This window comes from Uniformispora flossi (assembly GCF_049534875.1).
GTDB lineage: Bacteria > Actinomycetota > Actinomycetes > Streptomycetales > Streptomycetaceae > Yinghuangia > Yinghuangia aomiensis.
The window spans coordinates 56,608-71,278 of the sequence record NZ_JBMULZ010000024.1 but is presented as its reverse complement, the minus strand read 5'-3'; the positions used below and the strand labels follow the sequence as shown (position 1 = coordinate 71,278).

Below are 14,671 nucleotides of genomic sequence, written 5' to 3'. Positions count from 1 at the left end.
AGGATCAGCACCAGTGGCGGGCGCCCTTCGGGGCGGTCGAGGGTCGCAACCCCTTCCGGACCGGGCCGCGGACCGGTTCGGCCCAGTGGCGGTCGCCTTTTGGGGTGATCGGGGATCGCAACATCGAGACTACGCAGGTCTGCCAGGGCGATTTGACGTGGCGGTTGCCTTTCGGGGGCGACCAAGGATCGCAACAGCGGTGCGACGCCACCATCGCATGACCGTCCCGGTGGCGGTCGCCCTTCGGAGCGGCCGAGGGTCGCAACGCCACCGTGCGCGCGTTGACGCCGTGCGACACCGCCGTCGCGGTCGCCCTTCGGGGTGGCCGAGGATCGCAACATGGCCAGTATCGAGCAGGTGCTGCTCGGCAAGCCGGTGGCGGTCGCTCATTGGGGTGGCTGTGGATCGCAACCGCCCGGTGCGGCCGGTGCGGCCTTGCGGGTGCAGTGGCGGTCGCTCTTCGGGGGCGGCCGAGGATCGCAACATTCGCGACGCGGTGACGTGTTTCGACTGTGGCGAAGTGACGGTCGCCCTTTGGGGCAGCCGAGGATCGCAACGCCGTGATGACCCCGTTCGTCCTGGGCGGTGTCGGGTGGCGGTCGCCCTGTGGGACGGCCGAGGATCGGAACACGTCCATGCTGGCCACGGCCGCGTTCGGAGTCGGATGGCGGGCGCCTTTTGGGACGGCGGAGGATTGCAGCGCCCCGACGGCCCACACGTTCCTGGCGGCACCGGCGGTGGCGGTCGCCCTTCGGGGCGGGCCGAGGATCGCATCGTCACGGACGTATTCCATCGGTCGTGATGCCTTGTGGCGGTCGCCCTTTGGGCAGGCCACGGATCGCAACGGCTACCCCAGATACGCCTTCCAGTCGATTCGCGGTGGCGGTCGCCCTTCGGGGGGCCGAGGATCGCAACAGGCATTCGAACTCACGGTCGCTGAGGCCGCCGCTGGGGGCGGTCGTCCATTGGGGCGGCTGTGGATCGCAACTCCGATGACGAGACTGTGGCCCTCGTCGTGGAACTGGTGGCGGTCGCCGTTTGGGGGCGGCCGAGGATCGCAACTCCGGAACGTGGGCGTGCGCGTACCAGCCGGCCTGGTGGCGGTTGCCCGGCGGGGCGACCGCGGATCGCAAAGCGAGCGTTCGCGCTGTATCCCTACTGCGCTGATGCCGTCGGGTGTGTCGAAGTGGCTGGCTTGTCGCAAGGGCGCTCCGGTGGGCTTTCAGCGTCGGACCACGCGTTCGACCCACCCGACGCGGATACCCCTGGTCCCGGCGGCAGAGTCGCCCCGGAACCCGGACCCGTGTGGCGGGCCGAGGGATTGTGCATGCTCCCGCCCGACGCGTTCGACCCGTCCGCTGCGAACACCTGCGTCGGCGGCGGCGCGGTTGCGGGCACCCGGGCCTGCCACAGCCCCACGAGCAGCGCGCCGACTCCGGCCACACCGCTCGCGACGCCCCACCCCTTGGCGGAGCCCTCGGGATGCGCGGTGGTCAGCCACACCACCATCGTGACCGCCGTACCGGTCCCCAGGAATGCCAGCCCCCACCAACACGCGCGCAACCAACCCGCCATAGCGCCATCATGCCCACTGATGATCAAGTCTGCCGGTCCCGTATGTTGGCGGCACCGCGCGCCCCACGGACACACCCGCCCGGGACCGCACGTCGCCGGCGACGACCGCCCCCCCGCCTATGAAACGCGGTCGGCGGCGTCCGCCGGAGTGCGGGGGCGGGGCACTTGTGAGCCCCAGGTCGAGATGCTCGTTCATGTCCAGACGGAACGTGCCGTACGGGTTGACGTTTGACCAGAACAGCGCAGTCAGGCCGCGTCGGTCCTCGTCGCTGAGCTTCTTGCCCCAGGCCGGTTCGGCCAGGACTTGCTGCACGAGCAGGGTGTTGACGTGCACGAGCGCGGACTGGAGCAAGTGCAGGGTAAGCATCACGGCCGCGCTTCACACCCTTGCCGAACTGCGGGAGGAGGCTGGGGGCCGGGACGGTGCGGAACGGCTGTATCGGCAAGCTGCCGACAGTGGAGACCCTGCCGCGTTGAGTGTTCTGGCCCGCATCACAGTTACGGAGCAGTTGCCCGCGACCGAGATCTTGCAGCGCGGGTGGGAACCGGACGGCGCCATCTCCCCGCCGCGGTAGAATGCGTCGTCACAACAACACCTGGTAGCGGCTGCGGCGGTGACCAAGGGCACTTGACGCCATGACAAGGGGAGAGGCGCACACCAGGGGGCGCGCCCTGGGGGTGGTGGTCGCACCGTACGCCTGATAGGCGGAGACTGGTGATGCCCGGGGATCTTGCTCCACCGGAGGCGATCATCATGCGTTCCTCCACTCGCGGCCGTGTCTACCGGCGTTGTGGCTGCCGTGACAGCGACCGCCGTCAGCTTGGCGCCCGCTGCCCCCGATTGGCCGCTGACCCCGCACACGGGACCTGGGCGTTCGCCGTCGATGTCCCCGCACCTCGCGGTGTTCGCACCACCGTCCGGCGCAGTGGCTTCGACAGCAACACCTCCGCGCACGCGGCGCTGCGGCGCCTTCTCGACGGTGAAGCGTGCGGCTTCGACGCGGACCCGAACCAGACCGTCGCCGAATACCTCGAAGACTGGCTCGCCGAGAAGGAGTTCGTCCTCAAGCCGACGACGTACGCCCGCTATCGGGACTACGTCCGCAACGACCTCATCCCCGGGCTCGGCGCGCTGCGCCTGGACGACCTCGGGCACCGACAGATCCTCGCGTTCGTCCGCCGCGAGCTCGCCGCAGAACGTGGGCGCACGACGATCTACCGGTGCATGGCCACCCTTTCCAGTGCGTTGGGCGACGCCGTGCGCCATCACCGGCTGGCGTCGAACCCGGCGAGTCCGCCCGTGATGCGTCGGCCACCGAGCCCCGAGCGGGTGGTGTGGACTGCCGACGAGGCGGCCCGGTTCCTCGAGTACGCCCACGTGCACGACCAGTTGCTGGCGGATCTGTGCGAGGTGCTGATCGGGACCGGGATGCGCAAGGGCGAGGTGCTGGGCCTGCATTGGGACGACGTGCACGTGGACGCGGGGGTGCTCTACGTGCGCTACACCCTGTCGTGCGTGGACAACAATCGCCTGGTCATCACGTCCCCGAAGACCCGGAACAGCCGCAACTGGGTGGCCATTTCGCGCCGTGTCGGCGAGGCGCTGCGGCGCCGCGCGGTCCAGCAGCGCCGCGAAGGCGCGGATTCGCGGACCGGGCCGTTCGCCGGCCTGGTGTTCACCCGCCCGGACGGCCGTCCGCTGCGGCCGCAGACCTTGCTGGACCGGTTCCGGCGGCTGTCCGCAGAAGCGGGTTTGCCGCGGATCACGATGCACGACCTGCGGCACCTGGCCGCGACCCTGACCATCGCCGCGGGGGTTCCGTTGGTGGTGGTGTCGAAGACGCTGCGGCACTCGACCCTGTCGACGACGGCGAACATCTACGCGCACCTGACGAGGCCGGCCGCGCGCGCCGCGGTCGTCACCATCCAGCGGGTTCTCGCGCAGGCCGAGGAGCACCTTACGACCGGCGGTCTGCTGTCGAGTGCGCGTGGGGCGATGCCGCCGGAGCCTCGCGGTTGGCTACAGCAAGTCACCGAGTTGTTGGATCCCCGCCGCGCTGCTGCACGGTCGTGGTCCGAGCAGGCGACCACCCTGCGACCACCAAAAGACGCAGGCAGGGGAGTCGGAGCCGCGGATCTCTCCTTGCATGACGGTGAGTTCGTGAACGGGTCTCGTCGGCCGGCGCGGGACGGCGACCACCCTGCGACCACCACGCCTCGAGATACCGGAAAGGCCGCCCCCTCCTCGTAGAGAGAACGGCCTCCGACCTGCGTAAACGCTGGTCGGGACGACAGGATTTGAACCTGCGACCCCTTGACCCCCAGTCAAGTGCGCTACCAAGCTGCGCCACGTCCCGGTGCCCGGCTGGCCGAGCACGTGAACCATACCGCACCTGGGGGGTGGGTTCGCCACTTGGTTGTCCGATATGGGGTGAGTGAAGTGATTGGGGTGGGTTATGGAATCGGTGGGACGGGGGTGATGGAGGGTAGGGAAGGGGCGGTGGGGATTGGCGGTGATCGCCGGGGTCCGCGAGCGCGCTGCAGCCGTCGGGCTCGGTCGAAAGGTTGCTGGGACGGATCTGGCGGGGCAGGCCTTCTCGGACATGAGGATGAGGTCGGCGACGTTACGTCGGCCGGCCGCTGGCGCCCGGTACTGGCTCGCCCCCGCCGATCGCGCTCGCGGGATGCCGGGCGTCTCGCGGTCGGCCCGTCGGCGAGTCCCCGTGAGAGCATCCGTGTGCAGAATCCGCCGACATCCGTGAAGGGCAGGGGGCGTTCCATGGACAGGGCAGGGCCCGTGGAAGCCCGCATCGAGGATGCGGGCAACATTCTGGTGGCGCCTTTGGCGTTGCATGGCGAGGACGTGGTCAAGGACTTCTTCGGGTCCACGATCACGCCGGAGGAGTTGGTCTCCGGTTCGCTCCCTCTCGATCTCGCGCGGAAGACGGTCTCCCTGTGCGGCGACGTGTCCGGCATCAGCGACCGCAACCTGCGTACGGCAGCACGGGTGTTCGTGGTCCGGGAGCTGGCGCACGGTTACCGCGAGGAAGCAGGCAGGTCCTGGACCGTCGTCGGCGTTGGTCGTGTTCCCATCCGGGTCCACGGCGCCGGCGTGTATTACCGCCGCTTCTTCGACCCGGACGCCGACTACTTCGGACGGATCGTCGCGGAACACGCGTTCCAATCCCTGACCGAATCGACCAAGCCGGGGACGGCCCGCCGCAGGGGAATCTATCTGACGCCCGTCACGCGGAACGGTGACGGACTGCATTTCCGCTTGCTTCGGTGTTCCACGAATCTCTCGGGGCCGACCGAGGGCTTCCGTCCGACCGACACCCACATCGTCGAGGCGCTGAACAGCGAGGCGGCCGCGGTCTTCCGGGATCATGCACCGCTCAATCACGTCCTTGCGCAGATCTACCACAACACCCCTGCCGCGGCCGAAGGCAACCGGGGCATGGGTGGGAATGAGGCCAGGGAGGCCAGGGAGGGGGAGGCCAAGGAGGCCAAGGAAGCCACGCAAACCAAGCAGTCCAAGGCGAAAATCTCGGCTCATGCGGATAAGACCAAGGACATGCCGGGCAACGGCATCATGGCCTTCTGTACGTTCTACGACCGGCTCGACTCCCCGCAGCCGTCGGCCGGAGATGCCTTCGACTACGGGGTGAAGGGTGCCGGCGGGCTTACGCGGCTCCGGTTTCGCCTCAAGGGGTCGGTTGGCGAAGGCGACGCTTGCGCGTTCCCCGCGCAGTTCACGTTGACGCTCTATCCCGGCTCGGTGTTCTTCATGCCGTTGTCCACCAACCGCCTGTACACGCACGAGATCCGGCCCCCGGCGGCGGCCGCCGAGTTGCTCCCGACTCGCCTGGGTTATGTGGTGCGCTGTTCGAGTACCGAGGCCGTGCATCGGGACGGCCGGACGTTCCTCAAGCAGGTCGGGGGTCTGGTGGAGCTGGAGCCGCCCACGCCTACCGGCATGGAGGCGCTGCGCGGGCGGTATGCCGAGGAGAACAGAACCGCGTCCTTCGTCGATTACGGCGATGAATTCCTGTTCAGCATGAATGCGGGAGATTACCTTGCCCCCCGGCCCTAGCATCTCGGACGAGATCATCTCGTGTGCTTTGGCGTCCGAGGAGGATCCGTTCGCGGAGCTGTCCGCCTCGGTTCGCTGGGAAGACCTGGGGAAAGGTCGGCGGGGCGCGGTGCTCACCAGGGTCGAGCAAGACGGTGGTGTGCCTCTCGTGCGTACGACCACGCGCTACGGCGGCCCGGCCCAGCGGTTCCGGGCGGTGCACGAGCGGCTGGCGCATCGGGTCCGGAAATGCGCGGGGCTACCGGTCGGCTTCAACAACGCCCTCATCGAGAGCTACACGAGCGCCTACCGGACCATGGGCAGCCATTCCGACCAAGCCCTCGATCTGGCCGACGAGTCGTTCATCGCCGTCTACTCCTGCTACCGCCATCCCGAGGCGGTCCCGTCGCGGAAGCTGGTCTTCGAAGCCAAAGGGTCCGCTGCCGAGAAGTTCGAGATCCCTCTCGCGCAGAACGGCATCGTCGTATTCTCGGTCGCATCCAATCGGCGGCTCAGGCACAAGATCGTCGGGGATGCGGCGGCGTCGACGGCGGACAACCCTTGGCTCGGCGTGACCTTGCGAACGTCGAAGACCTGCATGCGCTATCGCGACGGACATGCGTACCTCCCGCACGGTGCACGCCTCGTGGTGGCCGACGACGAGCAGAGCCGCGAGTTCTACCGGCTACGGCGCCGCGAGAACCAGGAGACGGACTTCGGCTATCCCGCGCTGACGTACACCGTCAGTGAAAGCGATCTGCTGCCGCCCGTCTGACCTCGCCGGGTGGGGGACTCGAGCCCACCGCGCTACGGGCCATCAGCCGAGCACGTCCCGGATCCGATGCGAACCGCCGTCGGCGCGGGGCGGTTGCGTGGCAGGCGCGGCCGACGCCGACGACCGCGGCGCCGTAGGCGCGGCGGTCTCCTGGCCCGGGAAGCACGGCGACGAGACGCCGAATTCGAGCGTCATGTGGTTGTTCACGCTCACCGACATCAAGTAGCCATCCGGCGCACTGCGGGCGAACAACGCGGGCTCGGGCGCGGCCGAGGTTCCGCCCGTCCACCCCTGGGTGGCTATGTGCCCGGCGTCCACCCACGCCTTGAGGACCTTGTTCGCGGCCTCGGAGGCCGTGGCGAAGCTGGTGTACTGCACCTCCAGGCCATAGCCGACGGAGACGTATCCGTGCCGTTGCTTGTTCACGTCCGCGTCCTCGACGCACGGGCCGCCGACGGACCGCATACCGGAGTCGTCCCGGACGCCAAGCGCGTTCAATGCAAGGCCCATCAGGTCGTACGCCCGTGCCCGTGCCGCGGGTTCCGTCATGCGCATGCGCTCTCCTCCCGTGTGTTCCGTGTCCGTGCATGAAGTCGCCGCCACGACGGCCAGGAGGACCGCCGCGACGCGGCACCCGCGCCGCCGGGTCCGCCTCATTGGGGAGGCATCTTTCCGGCGGTGATCAGACCCATGGCCTTCAGCGAACTGCTGCGCGCATCCCAGTACTGACTGTGCGCAGGAATGGTGATCGGGCTGCTCGGCATGTCCCCGCGGTCGGTCGGCAGGGTGTTGGCGCCGAACTTCTCCGACGTGGGGTCGGCCCCGAATCTGACGCTGCTGTCGTCGAACCATTTCGACGGGTTCACCGGAATCGCCTCGTCGGGGACGAGGTCGGCCGCGGCGGTCCCCGCCCACACGTGGTCCGCCGGCATGTGCAGGTCGGTGGCGTGCTCCGGCCCGGTTCCGACGCCGCCGACGACGACCAGGTTGTCGAGGGTCATGCCGTTGCGTTCCAACGCACGTCCCGCCACCAGGCTCGCGTAGCTGTGCGCGATCAGCGTCGTGTTCGCGGGCGGTCCCTCGTGTGCGGCCGTCAGTCCGGCCGAGAACTGCGCCAGTTTCGGTGCCCCGTGGTCGGCGTAGATGGTCCGCGAGGACTCGGTCAGCGCCTGCTGGGGGGCGTCGTAGCCGAGCCACATGATCGCCGCGATGCCGCCGTGCAAGTCGGCTGCCCCGCCCCGCATGGCGTCGTTGGTGCGTGTGGCGTACTCGATGTCCTGGGTCGTGGCGCCGGCCCCGAAGGTCACCTCCTGGTAGGTGACTTCGCCGCCGGCCGTGACGAAGAAGCGTCCGGCCGCGTCGTCGAGCAGTTTGCGGAGCTTCGCCTGCTGCGCGGCGAAGACGCCGTGCGCGGCGTCGACGGCCGTGAAGACCAGGCGGCATTCCTGGGCTGCGTGGCGGAGGTCGCCGTCGAGCCGGTCGAGGTTGCGGTAGGCGGCGTCCGCGGCGGGTCCCGTCCAGTGGGAGCCGCGGAGGTTCCATCCGACGTTGTTCGCCGCGTTGCTTTCGGCCTTGTCGAGGGCTTCCGCGAGTTGCCGCCAGCGCAGGGCGGCCGCACCGAGGGCGCCGAGATCGGCGTCCCGGAGCTGATAGACGTCGACCATGTCAGATCCACCCGGGGCTGCCGTCCGGGGCGTGCTCCAACGGTGGTTGCTGCCAGACCGTCCGGTTCGTGGACTCGGTGGCGTCGTAGGCGGCGGCGTTGTTCGTCAGGTCGGTTCCGGCTTGTTCGTAGCCGGTGCAGATGTATTCGATCTGGGCGCCCCACGCCATCGCGATTGCGGTGAACGCCCGGACGCCCGCGAAGCCGGGCATCCGGTCCCCTGCGGTGAGTGTCGCCGGGCCCATGGCGTCGGCAACCGGGCGAAGGTCGTGGCCGACCATGGTCGCGTGGGTCGACGCCGCCCTGAGGTTCACGGTGTCGACTTTCATATCTGGAGCCATTGTTCCCCCGAATCCATGGCTTTCGCGGCACGGGCTGCGTGCCAGTGCGGCAGCCTAGGCCGACGGTGGCGGGCGGACAAGTGGTTGGAAGGGGAGTGAGGAAGAGCGGTTGTGGCACGGGGGAGCGAGGCGGGGGAGGGGGATGTCGGGCGGCGCGGATACGTTGGGGCGTATGAGCCTTGCGTTGTCGCTGTATCTCGTCGATCCCGAACTTCCGCGCGCTGTCATCGGATCCGGTGATGTCAGAGTGCGTCGCGCCATCGGCGGCCGGTTCAAGGGCGAGATGGCGCAGGATGACGAGTACTTCGCCGATCAGATCGAGGGCGGTGCGCCGACGCGGTATGAGGCGCTGACCGCGGTCGTGGAAGGCGGGCCGTTCGACGCGAACCACGGGTTCCAGTACGGATATGCGTATCAGATGATTTGCGCCTTCCATGGGCGCCGTTTGTGGAGCAACAGCTTCTCGCCGTTCAAGTACGCGTGGTTGGGCTATGTGGATGAGGCTCTGAAGGGCCTTGGGATCACTGCCGTCACCGTGTCGGAGCTGGGCTACGGCCTGCCGTCGCCGCTACCGCACACCGATCTGCCCGGACACGGTGTCTGGACACCGGAGGCGTGCGCCACTGCTCTCACCCAGTACGAGGCCGTGACCGAGGAACAGTTCGCCGGCTTGGACGGCGAGGTGCGGGAGGCGGTCCAGGATATCGGCGAGTGGCTTCAGGCGACCCGTACGCATGCGGGTCGCGGAATCGTGGGCTTCCTGGCGTAACGCCGACGCGTGCGGGTCCGCCGAGGTGTATGGCCCGGCTGCGTCTCGCGATCGCTGTTGGCGGTTGCCGCCCGCGCTCACTCCTCCGTCGCCGCCGGGCCCGGGCCCTCGGCGGGGGAGTATTGCTGACGGAGGTGCCGCAGGTACTCGGCAGGGCCGGCGAAGGCACGGTCCTGGGCGCCCCGCCGGTGGATTTCCATGCGCCCGTCCGGGTGCAGCCGCACCGTCGTCGTGGCCTGCCGGCCGCGCGGGTCGTGGCGGTCGTCGGGGTCTTCGGCGGCGGCCAAGGCGACGACGGGGACGGTGTCGGGGAACATGGCCAGGGCCTCGGCCGTGGTGGCGGCGGGCGGGTGGCCGGTGCGGTTGGCGCTGCTGACGTAGAGCACGGGGTGGTCGTCGAGCAGGGGCCGGAGCGGTTGCCGGCGGGCGCCGAAGAGGAGCATCCATCCGTCCTTGGCGGCCGGGAGGGCCCAGGCGGGCACGGCGGTTCCGCGGACGGGGACCAGGACGGTGAGGTGTTCTTCGGCCAGCAGGCGGCGTGCCATCGTGCTCCGGCCGTCGTCCAGGTGCCAGATGTCCGCCAAGGCGCCCAGGGTGTCGGGGTGGTGGGCCCAGAGGGCGACCGGCTGGTCGGCGCGGCGGGCCTTGGCCTCGTTGACGGTTCCGGGGCGCCGGGCGGTGACGAGACGGGTCAGCGGGGCCGAATTGGGGAGTACGACGGCTGCTCCGTCGTGCAGCGCTTGGCGGGCCTCGTCCAGGGTGGCCGGTGCCCGGCCGGGCCGTGTCATCTCTCCACCCTAAACTCGCCGGATGCCTGTGACTGTTGAGGATCTGGTGGGGTACGTCGAGCGCGACCTGGACGGGGATCTGGCGCGCTGGTTCGCCGATGCGCCCCGGGTGGAGATACCGGAGGAGACGCGGCCGGTGGGTGCGTTCCTGGCGAAGCTGCCCGCGGAAGCGGCCGCGGCTCTGGAGGCCTTCGACCGGCGGGTGCGGTCGGGCGAAATGGCGCGGTTCCTCGAACTGGAGGAGTGGACTTACGGGTTCGACTTCGCGGCCAACGAGTGCGAGGTCCTCGACACCGACTACGAGACACCGATTCCGGACGAGGACCTCTGGGCGATCGGCGGGGACGGCGGCGGCAACCTGTTCGTCGTGCTCACCACCGGGCGGGTCGCCGTCTGGTTCCACGAGGAGCAGGTGATCGAGGCCCATACGGACTACGACAGCGTCGACGCGTTCGTGTGGTCGCTCGTGCGCTATCAGGCGGTACGGGACGGCGCGCTCGATCTGCCGTCCGTCGAAGCCGAGTTCCGGGAGCTGGGGCAGCCTGGCGCGCTGGCGCCGGAGGTCGGGTTGCTCGCCTACCTGGCGTGACTACCCGTAGGCTCGCCGGGCCTTGAACATGCGTGCGCGGGAGTGTCGTGAGCAATCAGCCGAAGTGGGCCTGGTGGGTGGTCGGAATTGTGATCCCGCTGATCGGCATCGTGGTGTCGATCCAGCTGGCCACGAAGTCGGACTCGGGCGGTTCCGCGGGCGGTTCTTCGGACCCCTCCTCGGACGGGAAAGGCTCCGCCCAGTCGGCGAACCCGGCCGCCCCACAAGCCGCCGGCACCCCCGGGTCCGGAAGCAACCCCACCGCACCGGCCGCCGGTCAGCCCGCCAAGGTACTGGCCGGGCCGACGAAGTTCACGCTCAGCTCCGGGAGCAACTACGTCGACCTGGACAGCTCGTCACCGGTCCCGCGGCCCGCGGGCAAGGGGGCCGACGCGACGGTCGGCTTCAACGTCCCGCCGCCCGCGCTCGACGTGCCCGGGTCGAGCAACGTGCTGGCGCTCGTCGCCGACCAGGGCGCCGAGCCGACCCGGGACGAATGCAGCCGCGCCATCGGCAAGAACGGCACGTACACGAGCGGCGAGATGAAGGTCGGCACCCGCTACTGCCTGCAGACGGACGAAGGCCACATCGCCTATCTGCGGGTCGCGACGGTGCCGACCTACACCTCCGTGACGTTCGACGTCACGGTGTGGGAGTAAAGGGACCCGAACGAGCCCGACCAAGCCCGACCAAACCCGACCAAGCCCGAAAACCCGGATAACCCCCAACGCCTCACACCACGTCGTACACCAGATGCGTGGCTGTCGATGTCGCCATGACGCTGCGCCGTACCAGCTCGCGCCGCGGGCCCTCGCGGAACAGCGGCGTTCCGGAGCCCAGCACGACCGGAGCCAGGTGGACCGAGAGCCGGTCCACCAGCCCCGCTGCCAGCGCCGAGCCGACGGTGGCGCCGCCGCCCATCAGCACGACGTCGAGGTCCATGCCGCGGGCCGCGGACGCCGCCTCGGCGCGTTCGCGTGCCGCGGCGACCGCGTCGGCGATGCCGGTGGTGACGAACGTCCAGTCCAGGTCAGTGAGGCGTACCGACGGCGGTGCGGCGCTGGTGACGACGACGAATGCCGGCTTGCCGACTTCGCCCGCGCCGTAGCCGGTCTCGTCGTCCCAGCCGTGCGGGCCGTCGACGATGTCGAAGAGGCGGCGGCCGAGGACCACGGCGCCCGAGCGGGCCGTCGCGTCGCGGAGGATGCGGCGGTCGTCGGGGTCCTCGGAGAACGCCCAGGTGTGCAGGGCTTCGCCACCCGTGCCGAGGCCGCGGTCCGGGCCGGGGTCGGGGCCGGTGACGAAGCCGTCGAGGGAAACCGAAATGTCGGCGATGATGCGTGTCATATCAGGACAGACCCTAGACGGGCGTGGAACTCATCGGTGAAAGCGACACGCGTACCGGATCCGGATCAGTCGGATTCCGTCGCATTGCCACCGGAATGGCGCAGTGAATTTGGCCGTCCGTATACCCGGCCGTGATTGGTCCATTGACTTCGGACAAGCAGCCTGTCAGGTTGGTTGGATCATGCCGGAATTCTCGGGATTCCCCGGAAAACCGGATACGACCCATGATGATTCCGGGTGTCTCCCGGAATGCCGTGAACCTTGACAATCACGACTAGGAGCGCCATCGGATGGCACTTCCCAACATGACGACAATACCCCGGAAAGCCGCGGCGGCCGCCGCGGTTCTGGCGCTCGGCGGCGCGGGCGTGGTGGCCCTGGCGCCGACGGCGGGCGCGGCCACGGTGTCGCTGACCATGGTCTGCCGTAATCCGTTCGCCCCGGAGGTGACGCTCACTCAGGACGTCGCCGTCGCTTTCACACCGGAGACCGTGCAGCCCGGGGGCACGGTCAATCTCGCGGTCACCCTCGGCGCGGTGAATTATCCCTTTCCGATCGAGGTGCAGAATCTCGCCGCCCGGGCGTCGCTCAGCCTCTTCGCGCGCAGTCGCAACGAGGGGCCCGGGCCGGTGACGGTGGTCGGGCCCGGCACTGTCAGCGCGCACCGAGACGGGCCGATATCCGTCAGCCCGTTTACGGCGTCATTTGCGATGCCCACCGACCGCGTCGGCCAAGTCGACTTCAACGTCACCGGGTTCAAGCTCGAAAGTGACGTCGGACCGATCGTGGACTGCACCACCACGGAAGGTTTGAACCAGACCGTCGGGTCGGTGACCGTGGACGAGGCGAACCAGCCGGCCGTCCTCTCCGTCGGGACTTCGACCGTGCGTCCCGGCGGATCCGCCGCGGTGTCCGGCGCGCGCTTCACCCCCTTCACCACACCCGCCGCGCAACTCTGCCTTGCCGACGAGTCGATCTGCCTGCCGCTGACCAGTTCGTTGTCCGTGGACGGCGACGGTGCCCTGTCCGGCTCGGTCTCGATCGGCGCGGATGTCCCGGACGGCTTCTACGTGCTCCGGGTCGCGGACAGTGCCAAGAGCGCGAGCGCGCCGCTCGAGGTCAAGGCTTCGGTGGGGCCGCCGAGGCTCATATCGGTGTACGACTCGGGCTCGGTGGGCTCCCGAATCATGCTGTACGGCACCCAGTTCAATCCTGGCAAGCACGTCACGTTGCAGGCCGTGAACGCAGGTGGAGAAGGTGTCGGTCATGCGGCGGACGTCGTCTCCGACGGCGGTGGGACCTTCTTCGTCCAGGACTTCCGCATCGACGACGCCACGACCGTGGGCATCCGGGCCACCGAGCAGGACGACCCGTCCCGCACCGTGACCATCCCGTTCCGCGTGACCGGCGGCGCAAGTACGTCGGCCGTCCAGTCCGTGTCCGTAGGCCTCACCAGCGGCGGACTGTCGCTGAGCCAGTCCGGCACCGGTGTCTCCTTCGGCAACGTGCCGATCACCGGTGAAGTGCAGACGCTTACCGGCGCACTCAACCCGCTGACGGTGCTGGACAAGCGCGGCGGCCACATGGGCTGGTCGCTGACCGCGACGGTGACCGACCTGTCCTCGACCACCGCGTCGAACACGATCCCGGCCGCGAACCTGTCGTGGACGCCGAACTGCACGGCCTCCGCGGACAGCCTCAGCACGGTCGCCAACGGTTCCGCGGCCCCACTGGGCGGCGGCCCGGCGCTGCTGTGCTCGCAGGCGGCCGATCCGATCGGCGCCACCGGCGGCAAGTTCACCGCCAACGCGGCGCTGTCGCTGCGGATTCCCTCGTTCGCCGCGTCGGGCGACTACACCGGGACGATGCTGCTCACGCTCATCTGACCCGATTCCGACCCCCGGCCCGGTCGGCACGGCACCTGCCTGGCCGACCGGGCGCCCGGGGACGAGGCGAAGTGCGGGAAGCGGGGAAGCACGGGAAGCGCGGGAAGCGGGCGAAGCACGGGGAAGCGCGGGAAGCGGGCGAAACCGCGGGACGGCGCGGGAAAACGCGGCGAAGATCACGAGAACGCGCCGCAAAGCACGGCAGCGCGGCGGATTCGCCGAATCGACCGCGGAAATTGGACAGGATTTCCGGCGTGCTCGGCGCCTGTGTTTCGCTGGCCACTCCCAATGTCGGGGGAGAGGAAAGAATCGTGAAGAAAGCCTTCCGTATCGGGTCCGTGCTGACCGCGCTTACCGCGACCGGACTGCTGATCAGCGGGACGACCGAGGCAAGTGCCGCGACGGCGGACGGCAGCGAGGCGCAGGCCAGCTGCTACGTCAAGGTGTACCAACTGACGAATTTCGGCGGAAAGTCGGCCTGTATCACCGGGGATATGAAGGACCTCGCGTCATACAGCTGGCCGGCCGGCGGGAAAATCGACAACAGCATCAGCTCGATGAAGCTCGACAAGATCTGCACGGTCGACCTGTACCAGTACGCGAATTACACGGGCGCGCACTCGCACTGGACGCACAGCAAGCCGCTGCCGGGTTATTGGACCAACGACACGACGCTGGCCAACAACAACGTCGGCGACAACCGCACCAGCTCGATCAAGATCAACTGCTTCGCCGAGGTGTGACGGCAGGCCGTCGGGGGGGGGGGGGGGGGGGGCCCCCCCCCCCCCCCCCCCCCCACCCCGCCCCCCCCCCCCCCCCCGCCGCCCCCCCCCCCCCCCCCCCCGGGCGGCAGGGTGATTATAACA

Annotated in this window: 14 protein-coding genes and 1 tRNA gene; 8 read left to right on the top strand and 7 right to left on the bottom strand. The window is 69.2% G+C overall.

The window, feature by feature from the left end; all coding sequences use genetic code 11:
• Positions 1–1,582: 1,582 nt before the first annotated feature.
• Positions 1,583–1,942 carry a Tn3 family transposase gene (locus ACPA54_RS34665; protein WP_423535896.1) on the bottom strand — a complete coding sequence of 120 codons (360 nt, stop codon included), beginning with the start codon at positions 1,940–1,942 and terminating at the stop codon, positions 1,583–1,585.
• A gap of 351 nt (positions 1,943–2,293) precedes the next feature.
• Between ACPA54_RS34665 and ACPA54_RS34660 the strand changes: the two genes are divergently transcribed.
• Complete coding sequence (locus ACPA54_RS34660; protein WP_423535894.1) at positions 2,294–3,826, top strand: tyrosine-type recombinase/integrase; 1,533 nt, start codon at positions 2,294–2,296, stop codon at positions 3,824–3,826.
• Positions 3,827–3,855: 29 nt separating this feature from the next.
• Here ACPA54_RS34660 and ACPA54_RS34655 read toward each other — a convergent pair.
• Positions 3,856–3,932 (bottom strand) — tRNA-Pro (locus tag ACPA54_RS34655).
• Between the two features lie 422 nt (positions 3,933–4,354).
• On the opposite strand from ACPA54_RS34655, the gene ACPA54_RS34650 reads away from it, so the two are divergent.
• Both ACPA54_RS34650 and ACPA54_RS34645 read left to right on the top strand, forming a co-directional pair.
• The gene (locus ACPA54_RS34650; protein WP_423535847.1) at positions 4,355–5,668 is read left to right on the top strand and encodes a hypothetical protein; all 1,314 of its coding nucleotides are present in this window, start codon (positions 4,355–4,357) and stop codon (positions 5,666–5,668) included.
• Positions 5,652–6,422, top strand: coding sequence for a hypothetical protein (locus ACPA54_RS34645; RefSeq protein ID WP_423535892.1), 771 nt, complete (start codon positions 5,652–5,654; stop codon positions 6,420–6,422). The genes ACPA54_RS34650 and ACPA54_RS34645 overlap by 17 nt, the downstream gene beginning before the upstream one ends.
• 42 nt (positions 6,423–6,464) lie before the next feature.
• Here the strand turns inward: ACPA54_RS34645 and ACPA54_RS34640 are convergent, their stop codons facing one another.
• The 3 genes from ACPA54_RS34640 to ACPA54_RS34630 form a co-directional block, all read right to left on the bottom strand.
• Positions 6,465–6,977 (bottom strand): hypothetical protein, encoded by a 513-nt coding sequence (locus ACPA54_RS34640; RefSeq protein ID WP_423535846.1) that lies wholly within the window; start codon positions 6,975–6,977, stop codon positions 6,465–6,467.
• A gap of 98 nt (positions 6,978–7,075) precedes the next feature.
• Positions 7,076–8,086 (bottom strand): alpha/beta hydrolase, encoded by a 1,011-nt coding sequence (locus tag ACPA54_RS34635; protein ID WP_423535844.1) that lies wholly within the window; start codon positions 8,084–8,086, stop codon positions 7,076–7,078.
• Between the two features lies 1 nt (position 8,087).
• Entirely contained in the window at positions 8,088–8,414 is a 327-nt protein-coding gene (locus ACPA54_RS34630) for a hypothetical protein (RefSeq protein WP_423535843.1), read from the bottom strand.
• Positions 8,415–8,598: 184 nt separating this feature from the next.
• Between ACPA54_RS34630 and ACPA54_RS34625 the strand changes: the two genes are divergently transcribed.
• A complete protein-coding gene (locus ACPA54_RS34625; protein WP_423535841.1) occupies positions 8,599–9,195 on the top strand; it encodes a DUF7691 family protein in 597 nt (198 codons plus the stop codon).
• Between the two features lie 77 nt (positions 9,196–9,272).
• Here ACPA54_RS34625 and ACPA54_RS34620 read toward each other — a convergent pair whose 3' ends face one another.
• On the bottom strand, positions 9,273–9,983 hold the full coding sequence (locus ACPA54_RS34620) for a Sua5/YciO/YrdC/YwlC family protein (protein WP_423535839.1): 711 nt from the start codon (positions 9,981–9,983) through the stop codon (positions 9,273–9,275).
• A 22-nt stretch (positions 9,984–10,005) separates the two neighbouring features.
• Between ACPA54_RS34620 and ACPA54_RS34615 the strand changes: the two genes are divergently transcribed.
• Together ACPA54_RS34615 and ACPA54_RS34610 are read left to right on the top strand one after the other, a co-directional pair.
• Complete coding sequence (locus tag ACPA54_RS34615; RefSeq protein WP_423535837.1) at positions 10,006–10,572, top strand: hypothetical protein; 567 nt, start codon at positions 10,006–10,008, stop codon at positions 10,570–10,572.
• 47 nt (positions 10,573–10,619) lie between these two features.
• Positions 10,620–11,231 (top strand): hypothetical protein, encoded by a 612-nt coding sequence (locus ACPA54_RS34610; RefSeq protein WP_423535835.1) that lies wholly within the window; start codon positions 10,620–10,622, stop codon positions 11,229–11,231.
• A 73-nt stretch (positions 11,232–11,304) separates the two neighbouring features.
• Here the strand turns inward: ACPA54_RS34610 and ACPA54_RS34605 are convergent, their stop codons facing one another.
• Positions 11,305–11,919: a dihydrofolate reductase family protein gene (locus tag ACPA54_RS34605; protein ID WP_423535833.1), complete on the bottom strand. Its 615-nt coding sequence runs from the start codon at positions 11,917–11,919 to the stop codon at positions 11,305–11,307.
• A gap of 290 nt (positions 11,920–12,209) precedes the next feature.
• Between ACPA54_RS34605 and ACPA54_RS34600 the strand changes: the two genes are divergently transcribed.
• Positions 12,210–13,805 (top strand): hypothetical protein, encoded by a 1,596-nt coding sequence (locus tag ACPA54_RS34600; RefSeq protein ID WP_423535831.1) that lies wholly within the window; start codon positions 12,210–12,212, stop codon positions 13,803–13,805.
• 311 nt (positions 13,806–14,116) lie between these two features.
• Entirely contained in the window at positions 14,117–14,548 is a 432-nt protein-coding gene (locus tag ACPA54_RS34595) for a peptidase inhibitor family I36 protein (protein ID WP_423535829.1), read from the top strand.
• Positions 14,549–14,671: the final 123 nt, after the last annotated feature.

Bases quoted from the DNA above. Each gene is read 5' to 3' on its own strand.
- ACPA54_RS34620 (WP_423535839.1), bottom strand. From the start codon at position 9,983: ATGACACGGCCCGGCCGGGCACCGGCCACCCTGGACGAGGCCCGCCAA.
- ACPA54_RS34665 (WP_423535896.1), bottom strand. From the start codon at position 1,942: ATGCTTACCCTGCACTTGCTCCAGTCCGCGCTCGTGCACGTCAACACC.
- ACPA54_RS34615 (WP_423535837.1), top strand. From the start codon at position 10,006: ATGCCTGTGACTGTTGAGGATCTGGTGGGGTACGTCGAGCGCGACCTG.
- ACPA54_RS34605 (WP_423535833.1), bottom strand. From the start codon at position 11,919: ATGACACGCATCATCGCCGACATTTCGGTTTCCCTCGACGGCTTCGTC.
- ACPA54_RS34660 (WP_423535894.1), top strand. From the start codon at position 2,294: ATGCCCGGGGATCTTGCTCCACCGGAGGCGATCATCATGCGTTCCTCC.
- ACPA54_RS34640 (WP_423535846.1), bottom strand. From the start codon at position 6,977: ATGCGCATGACGGAACCCGCGGCACGGGCACGGGCGTACGACCTGATG.
- ACPA54_RS34650 (WP_423535847.1), top strand. From the start codon at position 4,355: ATGGACAGGGCAGGGCCCGTGGAAGCCCGCATCGAGGATGCGGGCAAC.
- ACPA54_RS34600 (WP_423535831.1), top strand. From the start codon at position 12,210: ATGGCACTTCCCAACATGACGACAATACCCCGGAAAGCCGCGGCGGCC.
- ACPA54_RS34625 (WP_423535841.1), top strand. From the start codon at position 8,599: ATGAGCCTTGCGTTGTCGCTGTATCTCGTCGATCCCGAACTTCCGCGC.
- ACPA54_RS34630 (WP_423535843.1), bottom strand. From the start codon at position 8,414: ATGAAAGTCGACACCGTGAACCTCAGGGCGGCGTCGACCCACGCGACC.
- ACPA54_RS34635 (WP_423535844.1), bottom strand. From the start codon at position 8,086: ATGGTCGACGTCTATCAGCTCCGGGACGCCGATCTCGGCGCCCTCGGT.